The sequence below is a fragment of the Lentzea sp. NPDC036949 genome (assembly GCF_055608075.1).
In genome coordinates, this window is the sequence record NZ_JBVJRA010000005.1 from 1 (window position 1) to 21,882 (window position 21,882).

At 69.6% G+C, this 21,882-nt stretch carries 24 protein-coding genes; 14 read left to right on the forward strand and 10 right to left on the reverse strand.

The features are described 5' to 3' along the window. Positions 1-441: 441 nt before the first annotated feature. Both ACZ7CD_RS15465 and ACZ7CD_RS15470 read left to right on the forward strand, forming a co-directional pair. Entirely contained in the window at positions 442-642 is a 201-nt protein-coding gene (locus ACZ7CD_RS15465) for a hypothetical protein (RefSeq protein WP_458433245.1), read from the forward strand. Between the two features lie 591 nt (positions 643-1,233). Beyond that, entirely contained in the window at positions 1,234-1,944 is a 711-nt protein-coding gene (locus ACZ7CD_RS15470; RefSeq protein WP_470379122.1) for a toll/interleukin-1 receptor domain-containing protein, read from the forward strand. A gap of 105 nt (positions 1,945-2,049) precedes the next feature. On the opposite strand, the gene ACZ7CD_RS15475 is transcribed toward ACZ7CD_RS15470, so the two are convergent. Further along, positions 2,050-2,790, reverse strand: coding sequence for a hypothetical protein (locus ACZ7CD_RS15475; protein WP_458433248.1), 741 nt, complete (start codon positions 2,788-2,790; stop codon positions 2,050-2,052). A 587-nt stretch (positions 2,791-3,377) separates the two neighbouring features. Here ACZ7CD_RS15475 and ACZ7CD_RS15480 point away from each other — a divergent pair. Then, positions 3,378-3,893, forward strand: a complete 516-nt coding sequence (locus ACZ7CD_RS15480; RefSeq protein WP_360387458.1) for a lytic polysaccharide monooxygenase auxiliary activity family 9 protein — start codon at positions 3,378-3,380, stop codon at positions 3,891-3,893. A 1-nt stretch (position 3,894) separates the two neighbouring features. Here the strand turns inward: ACZ7CD_RS15480 and ACZ7CD_RS15485 are convergent, their stop codons facing one another. From ACZ7CD_RS15485 to ACZ7CD_RS15500, 4 genes are read right to left on the reverse strand one after another with little or no spacing between them, the layout of a single operon-like run. Further along, positions 3,895-4,302 carry a DnaJ family domain-containing protein gene (locus ACZ7CD_RS15485; protein ID WP_458433249.1) on the reverse strand — a complete coding sequence of 136 codons (408 nt, stop codon included), beginning with the start codon at positions 4,300-4,302 and terminating at the stop codon, positions 3,895-3,897. Beyond that, on the reverse strand, positions 4,299-5,219 hold the full coding sequence (pip, locus tag ACZ7CD_RS15490; protein WP_470379123.1) for a prolyl aminopeptidase: 921 nt from the start codon (positions 5,217-5,219) through the stop codon (positions 4,299-4,301). The genes ACZ7CD_RS15485 and pip overlap by 4 nt, the downstream gene beginning before the upstream one ends. Before the next feature lie 2 nt (positions 5,220-5,221). Further along, the gene (locus ACZ7CD_RS15495) at positions 5,222-6,412 is read right to left on the reverse strand and encodes an MFS transporter (protein WP_470379124.1); all 1,191 of its coding nucleotides are present in this window, start codon (positions 6,410-6,412) and stop codon (positions 5,222-5,224) included. 4 nt (positions 6,413-6,416) lie between these two features. Next, positions 6,417-7,409 (reverse strand): ABC transporter substrate-binding protein, encoded by a 993-nt coding sequence (locus ACZ7CD_RS15500; protein WP_360387450.1) that lies wholly within the window; start codon positions 7,407-7,409, stop codon positions 6,417-6,419. 141 nt (positions 7,410-7,550) lie between these two features. Between ACZ7CD_RS15500 and ACZ7CD_RS15505 the strand changes: the two genes are divergently transcribed. The 4 genes from ACZ7CD_RS15505 (at position 7,551) to ACZ7CD_RS15520 (ending at position 10,802) form a co-directional block, all read left to right on the forward strand. Further along, positions 7,551-7,817: a hypothetical protein gene (locus ACZ7CD_RS15505; protein ID WP_458433252.1), complete on the forward strand. Its 267-nt coding sequence runs from the start codon at positions 7,551-7,553 to the stop codon at positions 7,815-7,817. Between the two features lie 63 nt (positions 7,818-7,880). Then, entirely contained in the window at positions 7,881-8,861 is a 981-nt protein-coding gene (locus ACZ7CD_RS15510) for a C40 family peptidase (protein ID WP_470379125.1), read from the forward strand. Positions 8,862-9,124: 263 nt separating this feature from the next. After that, entirely contained in the window at positions 9,125-10,066 is a 942-nt protein-coding gene (locus tag ACZ7CD_RS15515; RefSeq protein ID WP_458433254.1) for a C40 family peptidase, read from the forward strand. A gap of 169 nt (positions 10,067-10,235) precedes the next feature. Further along, positions 10,236-10,802: a LysM peptidoglycan-binding domain-containing protein gene (locus ACZ7CD_RS15520; RefSeq protein WP_360387442.1), complete on the forward strand. Its 567-nt coding sequence runs from the start codon at positions 10,236-10,238 to the stop codon at positions 10,800-10,802. Positions 10,803-10,869: 67 nt separating this feature from the next. Here ACZ7CD_RS15520 and ACZ7CD_RS15525 read toward each other — a convergent pair whose 3' ends face one another. Then, positions 10,870-11,166, reverse strand: coding sequence for an iron-sulfur cluster biosynthesis protein (locus ACZ7CD_RS15525; RefSeq protein WP_470373367.1), 297 nt, complete (start codon positions 11,164-11,166; stop codon positions 10,870-10,872). A gap of 447 nt (positions 11,167-11,613) precedes the next feature. Continuing rightward, positions 11,614-12,258, reverse strand: a complete 645-nt coding sequence (locus ACZ7CD_RS15530) for a hypothetical protein (protein ID WP_360387436.1) — start codon at positions 12,256-12,258, stop codon at positions 11,614-11,616. Between the two features lie 143 nt (positions 12,259-12,401). On the opposite strand from ACZ7CD_RS15530, the gene ACZ7CD_RS15535 reads away from it, so the two are divergent. Genes ACZ7CD_RS15535 through ACZ7CD_RS15550 form a run of 4 tightly spaced genes read left to right on the forward strand, consistent with a single transcriptional unit; the run spans position 12,402 to position 16,382 of the window. After that, a complete protein-coding gene (locus tag ACZ7CD_RS15535; protein ID WP_360387433.1) occupies positions 12,402-13,103 on the forward strand; it encodes a VIT1/CCC1 transporter family protein in 702 nt (233 codons plus the stop codon). A 24-nt stretch (positions 13,104-13,127) separates the two neighbouring features. Beyond that, positions 13,128-13,352: a hypothetical protein gene (locus ACZ7CD_RS15540; RefSeq protein WP_360387430.1), complete on the forward strand. Its 225-nt coding sequence runs from the start codon at positions 13,128-13,130 to the stop codon at positions 13,350-13,352. A 7-nt stretch (positions 13,353-13,359) separates the two neighbouring features. Beyond that, positions 13,360-14,037: an HAD family hydrolase gene (locus tag ACZ7CD_RS15545; protein WP_360387428.1), complete on the forward strand. Its 678-nt coding sequence runs from the start codon at positions 13,360-13,362 to the stop codon at positions 14,035-14,037. Continuing rightward, positions 14,034-16,382, forward strand: a complete 2,349-nt coding sequence (locus tag ACZ7CD_RS15550) for a glycoside hydrolase family 65 protein (RefSeq protein ID WP_470368535.1) — start codon at positions 14,034-14,036, stop codon at positions 16,380-16,382. The genes ACZ7CD_RS15545 and ACZ7CD_RS15550 overlap by 4 nt, the downstream gene beginning before the upstream one ends. Here ACZ7CD_RS15550 and ACZ7CD_RS15555 read toward each other — a convergent pair. The 3 genes from ACZ7CD_RS15555 to ACZ7CD_RS15565 all read right to left on the reverse strand — a co-directional run bounded on the left by ACZ7CD_RS15555 (position 16,379) and on the right by ACZ7CD_RS15565 (position 18,533). Continuing rightward, a complete protein-coding gene (locus ACZ7CD_RS15555) occupies positions 16,379-16,714 on the reverse strand; it encodes a nuclear transport factor 2 family protein (RefSeq protein WP_470368536.1) in 336 nt (111 codons plus the stop codon). The two genes, ACZ7CD_RS15550 and ACZ7CD_RS15555, sit on opposite strands and share 4 nt — an antisense overlap. Before the next feature lies 1 nt (position 16,715). Further along, entirely contained in the window at positions 16,716-17,417 is a 702-nt protein-coding gene (locus tag ACZ7CD_RS15560) for an SDR family NAD(P)-dependent oxidoreductase (RefSeq protein ID WP_470368537.1), read from the reverse strand. Between the two features lie 141 nt (positions 17,418-17,558). Further along, positions 17,559-18,533 (reverse strand): alcohol dehydrogenase catalytic domain-containing protein, encoded by a 975-nt coding sequence (locus ACZ7CD_RS15565; RefSeq protein WP_470368538.1) that lies wholly within the window; start codon positions 18,531-18,533, stop codon positions 17,559-17,561. A gap of 82 nt (positions 18,534-18,615) precedes the next feature. Here ACZ7CD_RS15565 and ACZ7CD_RS15570 point away from each other — a divergent pair, with 82 nt between their 5' ends. The 3 genes from ACZ7CD_RS15570 (at position 18,616) to ACZ7CD_RS15580 (ending at position 21,861) form a co-directional block, all read left to right on the forward strand. After that, the gene (locus ACZ7CD_RS15570) at positions 18,616-19,782 is read left to right on the forward strand and encodes a beta-1,3-glucanase family protein (RefSeq protein WP_470368539.1); all 1,167 of its coding nucleotides are present in this window, start codon (positions 18,616-18,618) and stop codon (positions 19,780-19,782) included. A gap of 82 nt (positions 19,783-19,864) precedes the next feature. Beyond that, positions 19,865-20,536, forward strand: a complete 672-nt coding sequence (locus tag ACZ7CD_RS15575) for a response regulator transcription factor (RefSeq protein WP_458433266.1) — start codon at positions 19,865-19,867, stop codon at positions 20,534-20,536. Then, positions 20,533-21,861, forward strand: coding sequence for a HAMP domain-containing sensor histidine kinase (locus ACZ7CD_RS15580; protein ID WP_470368540.1), 1,329 nt, complete (start codon positions 20,533-20,535; stop codon positions 21,859-21,861). The genes ACZ7CD_RS15575 and ACZ7CD_RS15580 overlap by 4 nt, the downstream gene beginning before the upstream one ends. The last annotated feature ends 21 nt before the right edge of the window (positions 21,862-21,882 follow it).

A 21,882-nucleotide genomic window follows, 5' to 3' on the forward strand; every position in this document is an offset into this window, starting at 1 on the left:
CGCACAGCACCTGCCGGTCCGGCACCCTCTTACGACCAGGATTACGCGGCCTGCGCGGCACCACCGGCAGTAACGGCTCGATCCGCTCCCACAGATCGTCCGAGACGATCCACGGCGGCGACTGACCCCTCCTCACGGTCAAACATGATCCACATCCGACATGCTGCACGCCACCACGTTGATCATTCTGTTAGGACCTCTTAGAGGGTCACGGCGAGCGCGAGGGCTAGGAGCAAGATCTGGATGCCAGGAAGGGTCATGCGGCGGCAGTCGACAGACAAGCCCAGTGTTCGTCGCTTCAGGCCAGGATGGCAGCGCTGACGCTACCCAGTTCGATCCGACTCCCGACGCAGTCAGGAGTGCAACGCTCATAAAAAGCGTCATGTGACCACCTCCTCGACGCTCACTGTCTGCCCACTTGAGACTGATGTAGGAGGCGATGTGAGTGAAAAGCAGGATGATCGCTATCGCGATCAGGTACGCATGGAAGGAACCCAGCCCGAGGAAACCCTCGCCTCAAGCGACGAACCCGATCATTCTACCAACAAGCACCAGCAGCCGGGAACGGTCTCTCCAGGTCGGAAGCCCGCTGAGTTCACGACGTGCTCACTCCCCGAACGCCACCTCGAAGGCCTCGACTGAAGAGTTGCTCGGCGCGTTCAAGGTGCGAGAGGCGACGTCGACGGCGATCGCCAGATCCCCCGGCCCGGGATACCGTCCCCGGCGTGTACGACCACGTTAATCGGCGTGGAGTTGATCTGGAGCTGCTCGCCGGGACGTGCCAGCGCCGTTGCGCTGAACGCTCCGGGCGGCCGGTTCGCTGTCTGCCGCCGGGTGACCGCCGGGCCCACCACCAGGTACTCATCGCCGTCGAAGGCGACCCGGTCACCGACCCTCAGAACCGCTCCTGCCGACGTCACGAGCCCGCCGCCTCACCTCTGACCACGACCTCTGGATGTCTGGGCAGGTCCAGGTTGGTGTTCAACTCACGCCGCCACAGCAGGTGGAACAGCACCGGCAGCACCGCGATTAGATCGCCGACCTCATCGGCTCCGTCCAACAGCCGGCTGGAGCGGAGCACGCCGCACGCAGCGCGGCGGCAACGTCATCGAGCCGGTGGCGAGGATGCCGGTAGCCGTCCGCTGGCTCCCAATGGCGCCGTCGAGTCCCGACACGGAAAGCGTCAGGCAGCAAGCGACTCATAATGCCGGAAGTTGCATCTACCATGCGCGTATGGCGCAATGCACAGCACCAGTCGAAGGCCACCGCTCGTCAGCGGCAGCTGCGCGATGCCCGGCATGTCGTGGGAGAAGTTCGTATCACTCCTACTCTTCCTACAACCCGCCACGGACTTCTTACAGCGGAGGGTCGTCCAGTGGTAGCGGCGAGGGTTACCGAAGCTTGTCAGGCGGTGGAGGCTCGCGCCACACCAGGACGGGCACGACGGTGTCGTACACCCCTACCGAATGGCGCACCGTCGAGCCCTTCACCCAGAAGGCTGGTGAGCAGGCTCAGGCACACCCGGAACGCCGCGACCTCTTCCTCTGCCACGCCTGGGACGACCGAGAAGGTAGCGCAAAAGAGCTGTATGGCCACCTGAAGTCGAATGGCGCCTCAGTGTGGTTCAGCGAAGAAGACCTCCTACTCGGTTCGCTCATGATCCGCGAGATTGATAAGGGGCTACGAAACTCCCGCGTCGGGATCGTGCTAGTCACGCCTGCGCTGCTCAGGAGCATCGAGTCCGAGGGCGTGGCCGAGAAGGAGCTGGCCGTACTGCTCTCCACTCGTCGCGTCATCCCTGTACTACACGAAGTGAGCTTCGACGACCTCAACAACGTCAGCCCGATGCTGGCTTCGCACGCTGGACTCAGTACCAAGGAGTCAACGCTGAGCAACGTCGCAGCCAAGGTCGCCGCCGCTGCGGCCGCGCTTCCCGCTGCATAGACCGACCAGCTACAAGAGGCCAAGGCCGGTGGCCGAGGTATAGCTTTGGGCTGCATTGCCGCATTCCGACGGCGTCCCTTCGGAGATCGTCGCCGAGAAGCGCAATCAGGCTGGGGCGGTCCCCGTCGTCCGCAGGGTCCGCAGCTGCGCCAGGGACAACTCCCGCGTCCGGTCCGACACGGGCGAGGACGTCCAGTCGTACAGATGACGGTTCGCCGTCACCTGACTCGTGTCCGGGGTGACGTCGTGACCGCCGGAGGCCACGATCTTCTCGATCATCTCGGCGAACTTCCCGGGTCCACCGCCGCCGTATCCGACGTTATAGCCGTCGCCGGTCTTCTCGGGTAGGAAGTGCAGCTCGCCGCGGTCGTTGCGCAGCCACATGACGCCAGCGTCCCGATCGATGATCAAACGCTCCAGCACCTGTCCCTCGGGCAGCGACAATGGGGAGAAAGTCCAGTAGGTCCAGTTCTCGATGTTCCCGCTGACCGTGCGGTAGTGCTCCTTCACGACGGGCATCCAGGTGAGCGGATCGTAGAGGGTCGTCAGACACAGACAGCCGTCGCCGGCGATTGCCGACGGCGACTCGGGGTCGTCGAAGACGCAGGGAGCCCACAGTCGCGGGGCCTCATTATTGGAGACCAGGGCCATGTGAAGCGGGGTCGGCTCGGTGTCTTGCAACCGGCCAATCCATTCCTGCGTGTACCGGCTGGACTTGCGCAGTCGCTGGGTGGCGTTGAGCGCAGATCCCCACATCTTCGGTGTCTCACTGTAGAGCACGAAATTGAACCATCCTCGCTGCGGGTCATAGGTCAGGTTCAATTCACGGCTAGGCTGGTAGGTCATCAGTCGGGAATCCCTTCTGCGGTCGGACCTACCAGCGTCCCATTTTCTCCCGACAAGAGCGGCCAGCACCCTCTGAGATAAAGGGAAGTTCAGCCAATCGGCGCAACCGCGATCACCGACAAGGTTGCCCGCCGAATGGTGAAGATCAGGGAAGCGCTGAACGTGTCAGGCGTGGTGCAGGATAAGCCGACCGGCGCAGCGAACCCAGTGATGCCAGGCATCGTAACCCGCCGGATCAGCCGTGACCGGGCACCCGTCGAGCGTCCGTCTCCGCCGTGATCAGCTTCCGCAGCACCTCGGCCAGCCGCGCGTCAGCATGCCCGATGGCCTCGTGCGTGCTCGCAGCTCGCACTGGTCGACCAGACCCCACAGCCCTGTCCAGGACCGCTAAGCCTGCGGCGGTCATCAGATACCCGGCCAGCACCACCTGCTCGCGACCAGCATCCGCCCGCAGACGGCGGCAATGTCATCGCCAGCCGATCCGCAGGCACACCTTGTGGCTCCTTCGTCACTCGCGGTATGGTCTAGACCTTCACCGCCGCCGCGATGTAACGCACAACCCGCAACATCAAGGCAAAGGAAGTCACATGAAAATTCGACGCAGGGTCGCGGCCGCTGTGGCCGGTGTGGTCGCTGCACCGTTGCTCGTCGTGGCTCTCCCCACCGGCACGGCGTTCGCGCACGGGTACGTGTCCTCGCCCGCCAGCCGTCAGGCCCAGTGCGCCAGTGGCGTGGTCTCCTGCGGCAACATCAAGTACGAGCCGCAGTCGGTCGAGGGCCCGAAGGGGCTGCAGAGCTGCCACGCCAACCTGCCGCAGTTCGCCGAGCTGAGCAACGACAGCAAGGGCTGGAAGGTGCACCAGACCGGTCGTTCGGTGACGTTCAACTGGACGTTCACCGCGCGGCACCGCACGCGGGACTACGACTACTTCGTGGACGGTCGCAAGGTGGCCACGTTCAGCGGCAACAACCAGCAGCCGCCGGCGAGCGTGCAGCACACGGTGAACGTGGGGTCGGCGGGCCGGCACAAGGTCCTCGCGGTGTGGAACATCGGTGACACCGCGATGGCGTTCTACTCCTGCATCGACATCAACGCGAGCTGAGCTAGTCGGTACGTGAGGTCCCCTTCCGCTCACGTACCAGCTTTTCGACGTTGAACGGCATCAGGTTCAAAGGCGGACCGGACAACGGTTTGCGCAGTGCGTCGAGGATGCGCGCGTTGATCGCTTCGATGATCGCGCGCGCGTCCTCGTCGGTGGGAGCCGTGAGCGCGCGTTCCTTCGCGCTCTCGGCTTCCTTGCGCAGCACGAGGGAAGGCGGCAGGCCCGCTGTCCCCTCCTCCTCGCGCACCTTCCGCTTGATCCACCAGTCCTCGTCGAGCGGTTCTCCCGCGCCGGGCAGCGGTTTGCCGGCGCTGGGCAGGCCGTCGAACTCGCCGCGCTCCTGGGCCTCGCGGATCTGGCGGTCGATCCACGACTCGAAGTCCATGCCGTGCGGTTTCCGTTGCGTCATGGGGAGAACCTCCTCGCTGCGGCCTCGATGGCGGCGACGAACGCGGGACTGCCCTTGTGGCCGCTGTCGTCCACGACGGTCAGCGTCGCATCCGGCCACGCCTCCGCCAACCGCCAGGCCGTGTCGGGTGGGCAGCTCAGGTCGCGGCGGCCGTGGATGATCTCACCGGGGATGCCGGCGAGCCGGTGCGCGTCGCCCACCAGGTCGCCGACGAAGCCGTGGTTCGCGTAGTAGTGCGCGCAGATCCGCACCAGCGCGAGCATCTCGTCGGAGGGGCGGCCGGTCCAGCTGCCCTGCTTGCCGAAGTTCTCCAGCGACAACACGGTGTCCTCCCACCGCGACCACTCGATCGCCGCCCGTTCCCGCACCGCGCGGTCGGGGTGCTCCATCAGGTCCGCGTAGGCGCGCACGACGTCCGGCGGATCGCCCGCGTGCGCGCTGAAGCGGGCCCACGCCTCCGGGAAGAACCGGGACGCGCCCCGGTACAGCCAGTCCAGCTCGCGCTGCGAGGACAGGCTGACCGCCACGAGGATCAGCTCGCTGACCCGGTCCGGGTGGCGCTGCGCGTAGGCGACGGCCAGCGTCACACCCCAGGAACCGCCGAACACCAGCCACTTCTCGATGCCGAGGTGCTCGCGCAGCCGTTCGACGTCGGCGATCAGGTGGTCGGTGGTGTTGACGCTCAGGTCCGTCGCCGGATCGCTCGCGTTCGGCGTGCTGCGGCCGCAACCGCGCTGGTCGAACAGGACCGTCTTGTAGTTGCCCGCGCTCAACACCTTGCGCGCGCCGACCGAGCAGCCCGACCCCGGTCCGCCGTGCAGGTACACGGCGGGTTTGGCGTCCGGCTCGCCGACGACCTCCCAGTAGAGCCGGTTGCCGTCGCCGACGTCGAGCAGGCCGTGATCGAGGAGGTCCATGATCACGAGGCTACCGAGCCGTGCCGGCGCAGGGCGATCGCGACCCAGACCGCCACGAGCACGCCCGCGCCACCGGCCACGACGAACGTCAGCCGGGGTCCGGCCGCGTCGAGCAGCAGGCCGCCGCCGACGTACGACAGCGCCGCGGCGACGCCGATCCCGCCGTAGAAGTTGCCGAACACCCGGCCCGTCCGGTCGGCGGGCACCAGCCGTTGCAGCAGCGTGCTGTGCGCGACGTCCATGCCCGCGATGCCCAGCCCGCGCACCGCCTGCAGCGCGAACGCCGACGCGACGCCCCACGCCAGACCGGTGAGCAGGTTGCCCGCGCTGCTCAGCACGAACCCGGTGACGAGCAGCGCGACCATGCCCAGCCGCGCGGACCCCTTGGCGAGCAACGCGTACCCGGCGAGCAAGCCGGCGCCGACCGCGGCCAGCACCACGCTCGCCGCGCTGTCGGAGCTCCCGAAGACGTCCTTGGTGAGCTGGATGACCGCCACGTCGTCGATCGCGGTGCACGCCACGACTCCGCAGAAGCCCAGGAACACGATCCGCACCGTGCGGTTGTGCCAGATCTCGCGCAGCCCGGCACGGGCGTCGCCGAGGACCGTCTCCCCCGGTTCCGCCGGCACCACCAGCCGCGGCAGCCGCAGCAGCAACACCGCGGCCAGTGCGAAGGAGGCGGCGTCCACGAGCAGCACACCGCGGGTGTCGAGGAACGTCAGCAGCACGGCGGCGAGCAGCGGCCCGAGCACGTCCGCGCTGTTGGTGCCGAAGCCCAGCGCGGTGTTCGCGGGCCCGAGGTCCTCCTCCGCGACCAGGCTCGGCACCGCCGCCCGCGACGCCGGCAGGAAGACCTGCCCCAGCAGCGCCCGCAGCCCGACGAGCGCGAGCAGGACCGGCAACGGCGGCAGGGTGAACGCGATGACCGCCAGCAGCACGCACTGCGCGGCCTCGCAGCCGACCATGACCGTGCGCCGGTCGAAGCGGTCGCTCACGAGGCCGGTGAACGGGCTGAGCAACGACGGCGCGAAGTCCCCGACGAGCAGCAGGGCGGCGACCGCCAGCGCCTGCCCCAGCGCCGACTGGACGTGCAGCATCAGCGTGACCAGGCTCAGCGCGTCCCCGACAACGGAAACGACCCGTGCGGTGGTGAGCACGCGCAACGGGCCGTTGTCCTTCAAAAGCGTCAGCACATGGTCATCGTGCCAAGGCCGCGTCCAACTGGTCAGCCAATTTGTTCATGATCCCGGCGTAGGAGGTGTAGCTCAGCGGGGCGACCGCGTTCCACTCCACGAACCGGCCGGCCTGCACGGCGGGCAGTGCCTGGAAGACCGGGTGGCCCTCCTTCATCTTCTCCGGGTCGAGCACGTGCTGGCGGGTGTCCCACATGATCACGTGTTCCTTGTACGTGCCGACGTTCTCCCACGACAGCGACTGGAAGTAGCCGCCGCCCTCGGCGTCGGGCGTGGCCGGCGTGAGCAGCGGCAGGCCGAGCTCCTTCGCGTACCAGTCGAGATCGGGGTTGCGGGCCGGCACCGCGACGTAGAAGAGCTTCGGGTCGGCGCCGACCACCTGGATCTTCTGGTTCGCGGCCGTCATCTTGGCGCCGATGGCCTTCAACCGCTCGGCGGCCTTGGTGAACGCCTGCTCGTCGGCCTTCACCTTGGCCGAGTCGACGTCGGCGCCGAGGGACTGGGCCAGGTCGCGGAAGCGCTTGATGCCGTCCGGCAGCTGGATCTTCGACTGGCCGATGCCGACGGTCGGGGCGATCTTCGCGACCTTCTCCTCGAACTCGGCCGTGAGGTGCCAGAGCCCGCTGACCTCGGGGTAGTAGCCGGCGACGACGAGGTCGGCGTTCAGCGCGGCGAACTTCTCGATGTCGATCTCGCCGTAGCCGGGGCCGGTGATGTCGGTGACCTGGCTCGGGTCGATGCTGCCCGCCTCGGGGTCGGTGGTGCCGTCCGCGCGCTTGAGCGGGCCGAACGTGCCGACCACGTTGACACCGTAGTCCTTCAGCGCGCCCGCGGCGGACACCTGTGCGACCACGCGCTCCGGCCGCTTCTCGGCGGTGACCTCCTTGCCCCGGTCGTCCTTGAACGACCACTGGCCCTGCTGCTGCTCCGCGGGGGTGGTCCCACCACACCCGGCCACCAGTCCGAGCAAGAGCACCGCGGCGACTGTCCTGCGCACCTGTCCACCTCCTGAGTTTAGGCTTGCCTAACCTATCAAGCGCCCATGGAACCCGCGCAGGGGTGCCTGATCGGGTGGTGTTGGCGCCGAACCCGGCGCGTGGTGCCGGATCGGAGGGCGAGCACCTCTAGGTTGCGCGTCGTGTCCAAATACTCACGTATCGCAACCTCTGTTCTCGCGGCCGCCGGTGCCGCACTCGCCGCCGCGTCCCCCGCACTGGCCGACCCCGGTTCGATGTTCGGCCCGGACGTGCAGGTGCCCGAGAACCCCTGGAACCACAGCGCCGTGGCCGTGTGCGCGACGGACGTCCTGACCGCACCCGTGTTCGGCAGCTCGGTCGGAGAGGTGCTGAACCACTGCGGCAACGGCGCGGTCGTCGCCGAGATGCTGGATCACGCCCAGGGCTGAACCCGGTCGGCCCACCGGCCGTACGCCTCCTCAGAAGTTGTTCCCGACTCCTGAGGAGGCCGCGTGTCCGGCCGACGTGCTGCAAGGACCGCGAGGACGGCCGCTCTCGCCGCGGTGGTGGCCGCGACGGTGGTGTCGACGCCCTCCGCGCACGCCCAACCGGCCGCCGACGCGCTGAAGGCCTACACCGAGCTGACCCACCACGCCGAGGAGCTCACCCAGGACCACCTCAAGGCGCAGGTCGACCTGGCGGCGGCGAACACGCGGCTCGGCACCGCCACCGAGACCGAGAAGCAGGCGCTGGCCGCGTCCGAACAGTTCCGCGGGCAGGTGGACCTGCTGACCGAGGCGTCGTTCCAGGGAGTGCGGTTCAGCGACATCTCCGCGCTGCTGACCAGCACGTCCCAGCAGGACTTCCTGGAGCGCATGCAGGCGCTCAACGTCCTCGCCGCGGAGAACAACGAGGCGGTGGCCCGGCTCGACGCCACGCTGACGGCGGCCGCGAAGGCCAGGGCCGGCGCGGCCTCGGCGGCCGAGGCGGCGACCGAGCTCGTCGCGGACGTGGCGGCCCGCAAGACCGCGATGGACCAGCAGGTGGCGACCGCGCGGGCCAAGTACCAGTCGCTGTCGAGGCCGCAGCAGGCGACGCTGGCCGCCAAGGGCGACACCTCGGCGGTGCCGGTGCCCGCGGGTGCGGCCGGCACGGCGCTGAACTTCGCGCTGGCGCAGCGCGGCGAGCCGTACGTGTTCGGCGCCAACGGCCCCGACCAGTGGGACTGCTCCTCGCTGGTGCAGGCCGCCTACCGGGCCGCGAACGTCTCGATCCCGCGGGTCACCTACGACCAGGCGAAGGTGGGCCGCGCGGTGACGCGGGCGACCATCGCGCCGGGCGACCTCATCATCTACTACGCAGGTCAGTCGCACGTGGCGATGGCCGTGGACAGCGTCCGCGCGGTGCACGCGTCCACCGAGGGCGTTCCGGTCAAAATCGCCGACATCGACTCGATCGGTCCCATTTCGGTGATTCGCCGCGTCGTCGGGTGACGCGTCTCTCCACCCCGCGATAAGCCGACGTAGACGACTGTGAGAGCGTGCGTTCGCCGAACTGGTGAGGATCCGGTGGTAGACGAACACAAGGTCATTCCGTAACCTGTCCGAGACCTTCGGCCCAGCAGTTAACCCACTCGGGGCACACGCCAAGGTTGCCGCCTCACGCGCAGTAGTTCTCAGCGTGGCGGCTGCCAGGAAAAAGGAGGACCCGCGACGTGGTGTCGCAACCCTCACGCCGTACCGTGCGTGGAGCGATCGTGGCGGCTGCTGTCGTCGCCGCCGCACTGCCCACGGCCCCGGCCACCGCACAACCGACGGCTGCTGACGCGCTCAAGAAGTACAACGAGCTCAACGAGCAGGCGTCGCAGATCAACCAGGACCAGCTCAAGGCCCAGGACGACCTGAAGGCCAAGCAGGGCGAGCTGGACAAGGCGAAGAACGACCTCGTCGTCGCCAAGCAGGCGGAGGAGACCCTCCGCGGCCAGGTCGACCTGCTCACAGAGGCCTCGTTCGGCGGAGCCCGCTTCAACCAGCTCTCCGCGCTGCTCGTGAGCAACTCGCAGCAGGACTTCCTCAACCGCATGACGGCCATCAACATCCTGGCCACGGACAACGCGGAAGCCCTCAAGAAGCTCACCGACGCCGTCGAGGCCGCGGACGCCGCCACCAGGACGGCCAACGAGGCCACCGAGGCGTCGAAGAAGCTGCTCGCGGACATCGAGCAGAAGAAGGCCGCGCTCGCGAAGCAGATCGAGGAAGTGCGTGCTCAGTACAACCAGCTGAACACCGCGACCCAGAACGCCCTGAAGAGCAAGGGCGACATGTCGAACATCCTGGTCCCGGCCGGCACCGCCGGCAAGGCCCTGGAGTTCGCCCTCGCCCAGCGCGGTGAGCCCTACGTCTACGGCTCCAACGGCCCGGACTCGTGGGACTGCTCCTCGCTGATCCAGAAGGCCTACGCCTACGCGGGCGTGTCCATCGGCCGCACCAGCTACGCCCAGGCGGCAGCGGGTCGCCCGGTCTCGCGCAGCGAGGTCAAGGCGGGCGACATCATCGTCTACTACTCCAGCCAGTCCCACGTGGCCATGGCGATCGACAACGTGCGCGCCGTGCACGCGTCGACGGAGGGCCAGCCGGTGAAGATCGCCGACATCAACTCGATCGGCCCGGTCACCGGGATGCGCCGCATCGAGGGCTGACCAGGTTCTCCGCAACGCCCCCGTCCCGCTGCCCCGGGACGGGGGCGTTGTGCGTCCATCACCGCATCGGGTGCAGGAGCCGCGCTGACCCTGCGGTCCCGGCCGCACCGCACTACGGTCCGGGTGGCCGCCCGGACCCGGCGGCCTTCGCGTGCGAAGTGGAGCGTCGATGAACACTCTGGAAGCCGGCCAGGAGCTCACCACCGGCCAGCAGCTCACCACTGCCAACGGCTACTCCCTGACCCTCCAGTCCGACGGCAACCTGGTGCTGACGGAGAACAACGGCACCGTCTGGGCCAGCGGCACCAACGGCAGGGGCGCCGTGCGCGCCGCGCTGCAGGACGACGGCAACTTCGTGCTCTACAACGGTGACAACAACCCGGTGTGGGCCACCGACACCGCCGGCAACACCGGCTCGCGCCTCGTGCTGCAGGACGACCGCAACCTCGTCGTGGTCGGCGGCGACGGCAGCGCCAAGTGGGCCAGCGGCACGAACACCGACACGCCGCAGTCCACCCCGGCCGCCGCAGAGCCCGCCCCCGCCGCACCGGCCCCGGCCGAACAGGCCCCGCCGGCACCGGAGGTGCTCACCTACACCGTGCAGCCCGGCGACTCGCTGTGGGCGATCGCCGAGAGCTGGTACCGCGACGGCAACCGCTACACCGACGTCGCGGCCGCCAACGGCATCGAGAACCCCGACCTGATCCACCCCGGCCAGGTCCTGCGCATGCCCTGAGCTCTCGCGCACACGCGAACGGGCCGGTCCTCTCCTCGGAGGACCGGCCCGTTCGCGCACGTGGCGTCTACACGGAGGCGACCCCGTCCTCGGGCGCCTGGCGGGCGATCGCGAAGGCCGGATTGCCCTCCTCGTCCTGCCGCACGTCGAGGACCTTGTCGTCCAGGAACTCCGCGGCGGCCGGCTCCATGATGACCTTGGCACCCGCGTCGGCGGTCACCACCTGGTCACCGTCCACCGGCTCGCTGAGGGAGAGCTCGAGCGCCGCCTGGCTGTCCTGCTCGGTGGCGAGAGCGAACCTCAGGCCGACGTCGTCGTTGGTGGTGGACTGTGAAGTCAGCTCGTTGATGACTTCCGCAGCCACCGGCGTCACTTCGAGCATGTCGGCCCCTTTGTCTGGAAACAACGAACGCGCCCCGTGTTCCCGGTGAGCACCTGCCTCAACCATCGGATGCCGATGGATGTGGAAAACGCGCAGGTAGAAGGCCCGAGATCGGTGGCGGGGTCAGGGCGGACGGGGCGAACGGGCGGATCACCGGGCTCGGCGGGGCAATCGAGCGGATCAACCGCCAGGGTCCGGTGGACGGGCTCCAGCGCGGACCGGTCGCAGCGGACAGCGCGGCCACCCGCGTCCAGCGCCCGCAGCACGGCACCCGCGCTCAACACTCCCCACGCGCCCAGCGTCCGAGCACGGCACCCGTACCCGGAACGCGCCGCCGCGTCCCAGCACGTCGCCCGCAACCCGAACCCCGGCACGCCCACGCCCGCTCCCACCGCCCGCACCGGGCAGCCCAAGAGCCGAAACAGGCCCCTAAGCCACCCGGTGCGTCGCGGGACGAGCCGTCTCCTGCCGCACGTGGCCGCAGGCGGAGCAGACCCGCGGCACCGGCACGAGCTCGGCGACCAGCCGCCACGAGTCGGCGAAGCTCGGTGCCTGCACGCCCGGCACCAGGAGGCTGTCCAGCGACTCCTGGCGGCGGCGGCCCTTCTCGCGGCTGCGTTCCACGGGGTCGCGGCGGTGGGCCAGGGCGCGGGAGGCTGCGCGGGCGCGTTCGCCTTCCGTGCCCAGTTCGCGGGCGCGGCGCGGGGTGTTGAGCAGGGCGTTGCGGCGGTTCACGCGGAACCACTCGCCCAGCGTCATGCCCGGTAACGGCGGGCGGGCCAGGGTGCCGTCCGCCGTCCACGAGCGCAGGCGGGCGCGCAGGAACTCGTGCGCCACCTGCGAGCGGGAGCGGGGGCGGCCCTGGCGGGTGCCGTCGGGGTGCGTGTCGATCGCGGCGAGCACGGCGTCGACGGACCAGCCGGCGGCGAACCAGGGTTCGAGGGTGCGGCGGACCCAGTGGCGGTTCGCGTCGGGCCAGGAGGCGCGCACGCACAGCGACTCGACGGCGGTGGCCACGTCGGCGTCGGTGGCGGGGACCACGCGGCCGGGCCAGCGGCTGGGTTCGATCTGCATCTGGACTGACCTCCTGGAAGCACCGTGACGAACATCTGTTCGACAGTGTGCCACCGGGGTCTGACAAAAAACGACGTCCAACCGGTTGACCTGGGCAAACACCGGTCGACGCACGCCTGAACAGTGCACGATAGCCTGCGGAAATGACGCATCACGAGCCCCACGACGACGTCAGCGGCAACCGGATGAACTGGCTGCGCGCCGGGGTCCTGGGCGCGAACGACGGCATCGTCTCCACCGCCAGCCTGGTCGTGGGCGTCGCGGGCGCCACCGCGGACAGGACCCAGATCCTCGTCGCGGGCCTCGCCGGGCTGTTCGCGGGCGCGATGTCGATGGCCAGCGGCGAGTACGTCAGCGTCAGCAGCCAGCGCGACGCCGAACGCGCGCTGATCGCGCAGGAGAAGCGCGAGCTGCGGGACACGCCCGACGAGGAGCTGAAGGAGCTCGCGGGCATCTACCGGGACAAGGGCCTCGACGCCGAGACCGCCCGGCAGGTCGCCGAGCAGCTCACCGAGCACGACGCGCTGGCCGCGCACGCCGACGTCGAGCTCAAGATCGACCCCGACAACCTCACCAACCCGTGGGCCGCCGCCATCGCCAGCTTCGTGAGCTTCACCATCGGCGCGCTGCTCCCCCTCATCGCCATCGCCACCACCTCACCGTCGCTGCGCGTGCCTGTGACGGTCATCGCCGCGATAGCCACCCTCGCGCTGACCGGCTACGTCAGCGCGCGCCTGAGCAACGCGCCGAAGCAGCGCGCTGTCCTGCGCAACGTCGTGGGAGGCCTGATCGCCATGGGCATCACCTACGCGGTCGGGGCGCTCGTGGGCCAAAGCATCGGATAGACCGAATGCGGGTACAGGTGCGCCATGAGTGAAGACAGGGGTAGCTACGCACCCGCCGACACCGACGACTTCGAGGCCCTCGACGAGGACAACCTCCAGAAGGACCCGCTGGAGGAGGGCATGGACCCGCCCGAGGGCTGGGCGGGGGCCGACCGGTACGGGACGACCGAGTACGAGCAGGCCCACCCCCGGCCGCTCGACGAACGCCTTCAAGAGGAACGGCGCGAGAACGACGAGACGGGTGCATGATCACAACATGAGCCTCGGCATCCCGGACCGGATCACGGCGTTGCTGTTCGACCTCGACGGTGTGCTCACGAGCACCGCGGTCCTGCACCGCAAGGCGTGGCGGCAGACCTTCGAGGACATGGGTCAGCCGTTCAGCGAGCAGGACTACCTCTCCTACGTGGACGGCAAGCCGCGCTACGACGGCGTCAGGAGCTTCCTGGCCTCGCGCGGGCTCACGCCGCCGGAGGAGGAGGTCCGCCGCATCGGTGACCGCAAGAACGACCTGGTGAACCACATCATCGACGAGGAGGGCATCACGCCCTACCCCGGTTCGGTGCGCTACCTGCAGAAGGCGCGCGAGGCCGGGATGCCGATCGGGGTGGTCACGTCCTCGGCGAACGCCATGCGCGTGCTGCGCTCGGGCAACCTGCTGGACTACGTCGACGCGCTGGTGGACGGAAACGTCATCGCGGCGGACAACCTGCGCGGCAAACCGGAACCCGACTCCTTCGTCGAGGGCGCGAAGAGGTTGAAGACGGCACCGGAGCACGCCGCCGTCTTCGAGGACGCGCTCGCCGGTGTCGCGGCCGGGCGCAAGGGCGGGTTCGGGTTCGTCGTCGGCGTCGACCGCGGCAACCAGCGCGACGCCCTGCGCGAACACGGTGCCGACCAGGTGGTCGACGAGCTCGACGAGCTGCTGTCATGAGCTACGTGATCGAACCGTGGCAGTTGCGCTGGCAGGGCCTCGCGGTCGACCAGCTGCACCGGACCGAGTCGACGTTCGCCCTGGCCAACGGGCACATCGGCTTCCGCGGCACCCTCGACGAGGGTGAGCCGCGCGGTCTGCCGGGCACCTACCTCAACGGCTTCTACGAGGAGCACCCGCTGCCCTACGGCGAGGGCGGCTACGGCTACCCGGAGGCGGGCCAGACGGTCGTCAACGTCACCGACGGCAAGATCATCCGGTTGCTGGTCGAGGACGAGCCGCTGGACATGCGCTACGGCACCGCGCTGGAGCACGAGCGGACGCTGGACTTCCGCTCCGGCACGCTGCGCCGCCGCACGGTGTGGGAGTCCCCGACCGGCCGGAGGGTGGTGGTGCGCAGCGAGCGGCTGGTGTCGTTCACGCAACGCGCGGTCGCCGCCATCCGCTACGAGGTCGAGCCGGTGGACGACGTGCAGCTCGTGGTCCAGTCCGACCTGCTGGTCAACGAACCCATCGAGAAGCGCACCAACGACCCCCGCGTCGCGGCCGCGCTGAACGCACCGCTGGTCGCGGACTTCGTCACGGCCGAGAAGGCCAGGGCGGTGCTCTGCCACCACACCAGGGAGTCCGGGCTGCGGATGGCCGCGGCGATGGACCACGAGGTCGACGCGGGCGGTGTGGACCCGCGCACGGACATCCGCGCCGAGGACGACCTGGCCCGGTTCACCGTCGCGGTCGACGTGGCCGGGGGCAGCAGCCTCAAGCTCACCAAGTACCTCGGCTACGGCTGGTCGGCACAGCGGTCGACGCCCTCGCTGCGGGCGCAGGTCGAGGCCGCGCTCGCCGGTGCGCTGCAGACCGGCTGGACCGGGCTGCTGGCCGAGCAGAGGGCGTTCCTGGACGACTTCTGGGAGGTCGCCGACATCGAGCTCGACGGTGACGACGAGCTGCAGCAGGCGATCCGGTTCTCGCTGTTCCACATCCTGCAGGCCGGTGCCCGCGGGGAGACCCGCGCGATCCCGGGCAAGGGGCTGACCGGTCCCGGCTACGACGGGCACGCGTTCTGGGACACCGAGACGTTCGTGCTGCCGGTGCTCACCTACACCGTCCCGGACGCGGCCCGCGACGCCCTGCGGTGGCGGCACTCCACGCTGGACAAGGCCCGCGACCGCGCGAAGGTGCTGGGGCTCGGAGGTGCCGCGTTCCCGTGGCGGTCCATCAACGGTGCGGAGTGCAGCGCGTACTGGCCGGCGGGCACGGCGGCGTTCCACGTCTCCGGCGACGTCGCCTACGCCACCCAGCAGTACCTCAACGCGACGAACGACGAGGACTTCGACCGGGACGAGGCCGTCGAGATCCTCACCGAGACCGCGCGGCTGTGGACCTCGCTCGGCCACCACGACCCGCACGACGGGTTCCGCATCGACGGCGTCACCGGGCCGGACGAGTACTCGGCGATCGTGGACAACAACGTCTACACGAACCTGATCGCCCAGCAGAACCTGCGTGCCGCCGCCGACGCCGCCGAACGGCACCCGGACCGGGCGGGGGCGAGCGAGGAGGAGATCGCCGAGTGGCGCAGGGCCGCGGACAAGATGGCGCTGCCCTACGACGAGATGCTCCAGGTCCACCCGCAGGCGGACAACTTCACCAAGCACGCCGAGTGGGACTTCGAGGGCACGCCGCAGGAGAAGTACCCGCTGCTGCTGCACTACCCGTACTTCGACCTGTACCGCAAGCAGGTGGTGAAGCAGGCGGACCTCGTGCTGGCGATGCACCTGCGCGGTGACGCGTTCACCGCGGAGGAGAAGGCCCGCAACTTCGCCTACTACGAGGCGCGGACCGTGCGGGACTCATCGCTGTCGGCCGGGACGCAGGCGGTGATCGCGGCCGAGGTCGGGCACCTGGACCTGGCGTTCGACTACCTGGTCGAGGCCGCGTTCACCGACCTGCACGACCTGCACGACAACGTCCACAACGGACTGCACATGGCCTCGCTGGCCGGTGCGTGGCTGGCGCTGGTGGCCGGGTTCGGCGGCATGCGCGACCACGGCGGCGAGCTGACGTTCGCGCCGCGGATGCCCGCCGCGCTGCGCCGGTTCTCGTTCCGGATGTCGTTCCGGGGCACCAGGATCGGGGTCGAGGTGACCGAGACGGAGGCGACCTACCGGATCGTCGACGGCACCGAGCTGACGACGAGGCACCACGGGGAGCGGATCACGATCACCGAGGGCAACCCGGTGACGATGCCGCTCCCGCCGGCGCCGGAGCTGGAACGGCCGAAGGGCCCGTACGGCCGGGAGCCGCGCAGGGCGGCTCCCGGACAGCCGGGCACGGAGCGCTAGGGCAGTGGGGAGACCTGGTAGTGCGTGATCAGGTCTCCCCGCACCAGCACGCTCAGGTTCACCGCGACCGCCGGCCGGTCGGCGAACGAGAAGTCGACCGCGAGATAGCCGAGCGTCAGGTTCTCCGCCAGTTCTCGCGTTTCGAGGACCTCGTACTCGGCTTTCAGGCCGATCGGCTGGGAGTCGTAGTAGGCGGCGACCGCCGCACGTCCCACCCCGTAGGGCTTGAGGCCCTGGAAGATCGCGTCCTCGGTGAACAGCTCCGCCACGCGCTGCGGTTCGTGCGCGTCCACGGCGGCCTTCCACCGGTCCATGACGTCGATGAGGGCCATGTCAGTGCCCCGCGCTCTGGCCGCCGTCGACGTGCAGGACCTCGCCGGTGACGAACCCGGCCTGTTCGAGGAACAGCACCGCGTCGACCACCTCGTCGACCTCGCCGATCCGCTTGACCGGGTGCAGCGAGGCCAGCGCCTCGTGGGTCTCCGGGGCGTGCATCGGCGTGCGGATGATGCCGAGCGCGACCGTGTTGAAGCGGATGTCGCGGGTGGCGTACTCGACCGCGAGCGACCTGGTGACGGCGTTGATGCCACCCTTGGTCAGCGACGCGAGTGCCGACGGCACGGCGGAAAGAGCGTGGTCGACCAGGGCGGTCGACACGTTCAGGACGTGCCCGCCGGTGGCTTCCATCGCGCTCACCGCGCTGCGCGTGATGTCGAAGAACCCGCGCAGGTTCGTGCCGAGCACGGTCTCGTAGTCCTCGTCGGTGTACTCGGTGAACGGCTTGGCGACGAAGACGCCCGCGTTGTTCACCAGGGTGTCGACGCGGCCGAACCGCGCCAGCGCCTCCCCGATGACCCGCGCGCCCTCCCCGGGTACCGCGAGGTCGGCGCGCACGGCCAGCACCTCGGGGTCGTCGGAGGCCTCGACGGACCGCGACACCGCGACCACCGAGTAGCCGAGCTTGCGATAAGCGGGCACCAACGCCGCACCGATTCCCTGCGACGCGCCCGTGATCACTGCGACCTTGCCGGTCATGTCCTCGCCCTTTCGCAGCGTGAGTGGAACTGACCAGCACAACAGCGGTTCCCGGCGGGCAATTTCGGCTTGGTGCGACCTGTTCCCTCCTGCTTGGGAGGCTCAGCCTACGAGCGTTCCGCGACGGTGGCGGAGTTGTTCTCAGTCCAGCTCCAGCACCACCTTGACGTCGCCGGGGCGTGACTCGAAGGCCTCCGCGCAGGACTCCAGCGGCACCCGCCTGGTGATCATCGCCGAGAGCCAGGCGTCGTCCGCCCGGTCGAGCACCGCGGAGGCCTCGCGGTAGTGCCGGACGTTCGAGTTGACCGTCCCGAACATGATCCCGTTGCGCAGCACCAGGTCCCGGTTCGCCTGACCGAGGTCGACCGGTACCACCTCGGTCGAGGGCACCCCGGTCAGGCACACCAGCCGCCGTCCGAGCAGCTGCGCCACCAGCTGCGGCGCACCGGTCGCCTCGATCACGACCTCGTGGTCGGGCAGCGTCCGGTGGTAGGTGGCGCCCAGCGACTCGACGAGGTCCGGCTTCGGGCCGTCCGAGGCGACGTCGAACACGTGCACGTCCAGCCCGCGCTGCACGCCGATCATGGCCGCCAGCAGCCCGATCGGACCGGCACCGGTGACCAGCACGCTGTCGAAGTCGAAGAACGCGAACCGCTCCAGCCGCTCCCACGCCTTGACCACCACCGACGCGGGTTCGAGCAGCACACCGGCCCGTGAGCTGACACCGACGGCGTACTGCGCCGGCACCGTCCACAAAGTAGCGCCGTAGCCGTCGATGCCGGTGATCCCGCGCTCGGTGTACCGGCCGTTGAGGCACATGTCGAACTCCCCGCGCGCACAGGGCGCGCACGGCACCGGGTCCGGCCTGCGCACCACGCCCACGACCAGCGAGCCGGGCGCGAAGCCGGGACCGCTGATCACCCTGCCCAGCGACTCGTGCCCGATCACCAGTTCGCCACCGGTGCCGAACTCGCCGCGGACGATCTCGCGGTCGGTCCCGCAGATCCCGATCGCCAGACCCTCGACCAGCAGCTCGTCCGGTCCCGGCACCGGGTCGGGGAGTTCGGTCAGCGACAGGGAGCCGGCTCGTGCGGGATCTACCGTGAGTGCGCGCATGAGATCCATTCTTGACATGTCGACCCGATCGCGCTGACCATGGGAGCGCTCTCACGCAACCCTGTCTGTGAGGAGATAGTCGATGCGCAAGCTCCTGCTGCTGGCGACATCGGCCCTGGTCGGGCTGACAACGTTGTCTGCACCTGCTCAAGCCGCTCCACCGAGCCTGCTCCCGCTCACCGTCCAGAACACCTCCGGTCGCGGCGACGCCGTGCACCTGTACGTGTTCGGCGAGATGGGCGGCCGGCTCGGGTACGTGAACGCGAACGGCCAGTTCACGGCCTGGTCCGGCGGGAGCATCCCGCCCTCGCCCGCGCCGGACGTCTCGATCCCCGGCCCCGCCAACGGGACCAGCAAGACCCTGCAGATCCCGCTCAACCTCGCCGGCGGCCGGCTCTACATGTCCTTCCGCGACAAGCTCAAGTTCTCGCTGGTGCCGGGCGGTCTCGTGCAGCCGGCGCCGTGGGCGGCGGGTGACCCGAACCGCGACATCCTGTTCGACTGGAGCGAGTTCACCTACAACGGCGGCGGGCTGTGGCTCAACAGCTCGCAGGTGGACATGTTCAGCGTCCCGCACGCGGTCGAGGCGACCTCGCAGGCCGGCGCGACCAAGCGCACCGGCGTGCTGGTCAGCGGCGGCCGCAACCGGATCTTCGACCAGCACCAGCAGATGGGCGGTGACTGGTCGCGGTTGGTCCACACGCGGTCGGACGGCACCCGGCTGCGCGTGCTGAACCCGAGCAAGGGCCTCGACGCGGGCCTGTTCTCCAGCTCCTACTACGCGGGCTACGTCAGCAGCGCCTGGTCGACGTACCAGAACACGCCGCTGACCGTGGTGCCGTACCGGAACGAGCCGAACCGGAAGTTCACCGGCCGCACCAGCGGCGGGGTCCTGCGGTTCACGAACACCGCCGGCCAGCAGGTGGCGTCGTTCGAGCAGCCCTCGACGCGGGACGTCCTCAACTGCGACGGCCGGCTCGCCGCGCCCAACAACGACGTCGGCGCGATCTCCCGGTCGCTGTGCGCCGCGCTCAACCGCTCGACGCTCGGGTACCTGCACACCCAGCCGACCTACGACGCCGCCGAGTTCTACACCCGCGCGACGGCCAACCACTTCTCGAAGATCGTGCACCGGAACATGGTCGACGGGAAGGCCTACGGGTTCGCCTTCGACGACGTCGGCGCGTTCGAGTCGCTCGTTCACGAACCGAACCCGCGATCGGCCAAAATCACCCTGACAGCATTTTAAACCAAAGCTTTCTTGCTTTTGATCGACTTTCACTCCACTGTGTGAGGCGCCGTCGCCGCGGCTCTCACACAGTGGAGTCGTCGTGTGCGTACGGGTCCTGCTGGTCGAAGACGACGAGCGAATCCGCCAGGCGTTGCGCCTTGCGCTGGGAGACGAGGGATTCACCGTCGACGAGGCGTGTTCCGGCGAGGTGGCGTTGCGGCGCCTGGAATCCGAGTCGTTCGACGTGGTGCTGGTCGACCTGACCCTGCCCGGGGTGGACGGGCTGGAGGTCGTGCGCACCCTCCGCGGGCGCGGTGACCTGCCGATAATCGTCGTCACCGCGCGGACGGACGCCTGCGACGTGGTCGCCGGACTGGAGGCGGGCGCCGACGACTACGTGACGAAACCGTTGATGGGCGGCGTTCTCGCGGCCCGCATCCGCGCGTTGTTGCGGCGCCGCGGACCGGGGCGCGACACAGTTCGGGTGGGCGATCTGGAAATCCGTCCGCAGGAAGGTCTCGTGCACCGGGCGGGGGAACGCGTTCACCTCACGAGAACGGAATTCCGGCTGCTGCTGGAACTCGCTGGTGCGGCCGGCCGAATCGTCACCAGGGAACAGCTGCTGCACCGGGTGTGGGGATATGACTACTTCGGCGACACCCGCTTGCTCGACGTGCACATAAGGCGGTTGCGGCGCAAGGTCGAGGCGAACCCGGACGACCCGGCCCTGGTGCTCACGGTGCGCGGCGCCGGGTACCGGATCCGTTCGTGAGGCTCACGCTGCGGTGGCGGGTGGCGCTGGCGTTCGGCTTCGGGCTGCTCGCGGTCACGAGCGTGCTCGCGTTCGCCACCTGGAACCTCGCCTGCGGCTACATGATGCGCCAGCGCGAGGCCTCCGCGACCCGCCAGGCCGAGGTGAACGTGCGGCTGGTCGAGCGGTCGCTGGCCTCCCCCGGCCTCGACGAGCTGCTGACCGGGCTCACCACCGGCCCCGACTCGACGATCCTGGTGATCACGCCGGGCGGTCTGGTGACCGCGGGCCGGCCGGTCGACCCCGGCCTGCTGCCGGTCGGGCTGGTGCGGCACCCGCCCGGTGGCGGGCGGATCACCGTGGACGGCCAGCCGATGCTCGCCGTGGTCCGCCCGGTCGCGGGCAACGCCGTGTACGTGGAGCTGTTCGGGCTGGAGCAGCTCGACCGCGCGTCCCGGTTCCTCAGCGCGGTGCTGATCGGCGGCACGGTCGCCTCGGCGCTGCTGGGGGCGGCGCTGGGGTCGTGGGCGTCGAAGCGGGCGCTCCGGCCGCTGGCGGAGCTCAGTTCGGCCGCGGCGCGGATCGCCGGTGGCGACCTCGGTGCCCGGTTGCCGGTGCAGGACGACCCGGACCTCGCGGCGCTGGCGGCGAAGTTCAACTCGACGGCGCACGCGCTGGAGCAGCGGGCGTTGCGGGACGCCCGGTTCGCCTCCGACGTGTCGCACGAGCTGCGGTCGCCGCTCACGACGATGGTGAACGCCGGTGCGGTGCTGCGACGGCGGCGCGAGCACCTGCCGGGCACGGCCGGGACGGCGCTGGAGCTGCTGACCTCGGAGGTGGACCGGTTCGCCCGGATGGTGGTGGACCTGCTGGAGATCTCGCGGGCCGACCAGACCGACGACCCGCGGCACGAGGAGATCGCGCTCGACGCGCTGGTGCGCAACGTGGCCGCGACGCGGGCCCCGGTGCCGGTGGAGCTCGAACCGGCGGTCGTGCTGGGTGACCGGCGGCGGCTCGACCGGGTGCTGACCAACCTGCTGGACAACGCGGACCGGCACGCGGGCGGAGCGGTGCTGGTGTCGGTGCGGCGGCACGGCGGGCACGTCCGGCTGGCCGTGGAGGACGAGGGGCCCGGTGTGCCGGAGCCGTTGCGGGAGCAGGTGTTCGAACGGTTCGCGCGGGGTGTGATGGCGGGCAGCAGGGGTGACGACACCGGCAGCGGACTGGGGCTCGCGCTGGTCCGCGAGCACGTGCACCGGCTGGGCGGGCGGGTGTGGGTGGAGGACCGCGTGCCGGTAGGTGCGCGGTTCGTGGTGGAGCTGGTCTTACGGAGTTCTGACGGCTGACCGTTCGGGGCCGCCCGGACC

Coding starts and splice junctions, on each gene's coding strand:
- ACZ7CD_RS15535 (WP_360387433.1), top strand. CDS start 12,402: ATGACGCATCACGAGCCCCACGACGACGTCAGCGGCAACCGGATGAAC.
- ACZ7CD_RS15470 (WP_470379122.1), top strand. CDS start 1,234: ATGGCGCAATGCACAGCACCAGTCGAAGGCCACCGCTCGTCAGCGGCA.
- ACZ7CD_RS15485 (WP_458433249.1), bottom strand. CDS start 4,302: ATGACGCAACGGAAACCGCACGGCATGGACTTCGAGTCGTGGATCGAC.
- pip (WP_470379123.1), bottom strand. CDS start 5,219: ATGGACCTCCTCGATCACGGCCTGCTCGACGTCGGCGACGGCAACCGG.
- ACZ7CD_RS15475 (WP_458433248.1), bottom strand. CDS start 2,790: ATGACCTACCAGCCTAGCCGTGAATTGAACCTGACCTATGACCCGCAG.
- ACZ7CD_RS15545 (WP_360387428.1), top strand. CDS start 13,360: ATGAGCCTCGGCATCCCGGACCGGATCACGGCGTTGCTGTTCGACCTC.
- ACZ7CD_RS15550 (WP_470368535.1), top strand. CDS start 14,034: ATGAGCTACGTGATCGAACCGTGGCAGTTGCGCTGGCAGGGCCTCGCG.
- ACZ7CD_RS15555 (WP_470368536.1), bottom strand. CDS start 16,714: ATGGCCCTCATCGACGTCATGGACCGGTGGAAGGCCGCCGTGGACGCG.
- ACZ7CD_RS15570 (WP_470368539.1), top strand. CDS start 18,616: ATGCGCAAGCTCCTGCTGCTGGCGACATCGGCCCTGGTCGGGCTGACA.
- ACZ7CD_RS15520 (WP_360387442.1), top strand. CDS start 10,236: ATGAACACTCTGGAAGCCGGCCAGGAGCTCACCACCGGCCAGCAGCTC.
- ACZ7CD_RS15530 (WP_360387436.1), bottom strand. CDS start 12,258: ATGCAGATCGAACCCAGCCGCTGGCCCGGCCGCGTGGTCCCCGCCACC.
- ACZ7CD_RS15565 (WP_470368538.1), bottom strand. CDS start 18,533: ATGCGCGCACTCACGGTAGATCCCGCACGAGCCGGCTCCCTGTCGCTG.
- ACZ7CD_RS15480 (WP_360387458.1), top strand. CDS start 3,378: ATGAAAATTCGACGCAGGGTCGCGGCCGCTGTGGCCGGTGTGGTCGCT.
- ACZ7CD_RS15540 (WP_360387430.1), top strand. CDS start 13,128: ATGAGTGAAGACAGGGGTAGCTACGCACCCGCCGACACCGACGACTTC.
- ACZ7CD_RS15560 (WP_470368537.1), bottom strand. CDS start 17,417: ATGACCGGCAAGGTCGCAGTGATCACGGGCGCGTCGCAGGGAATCGGT.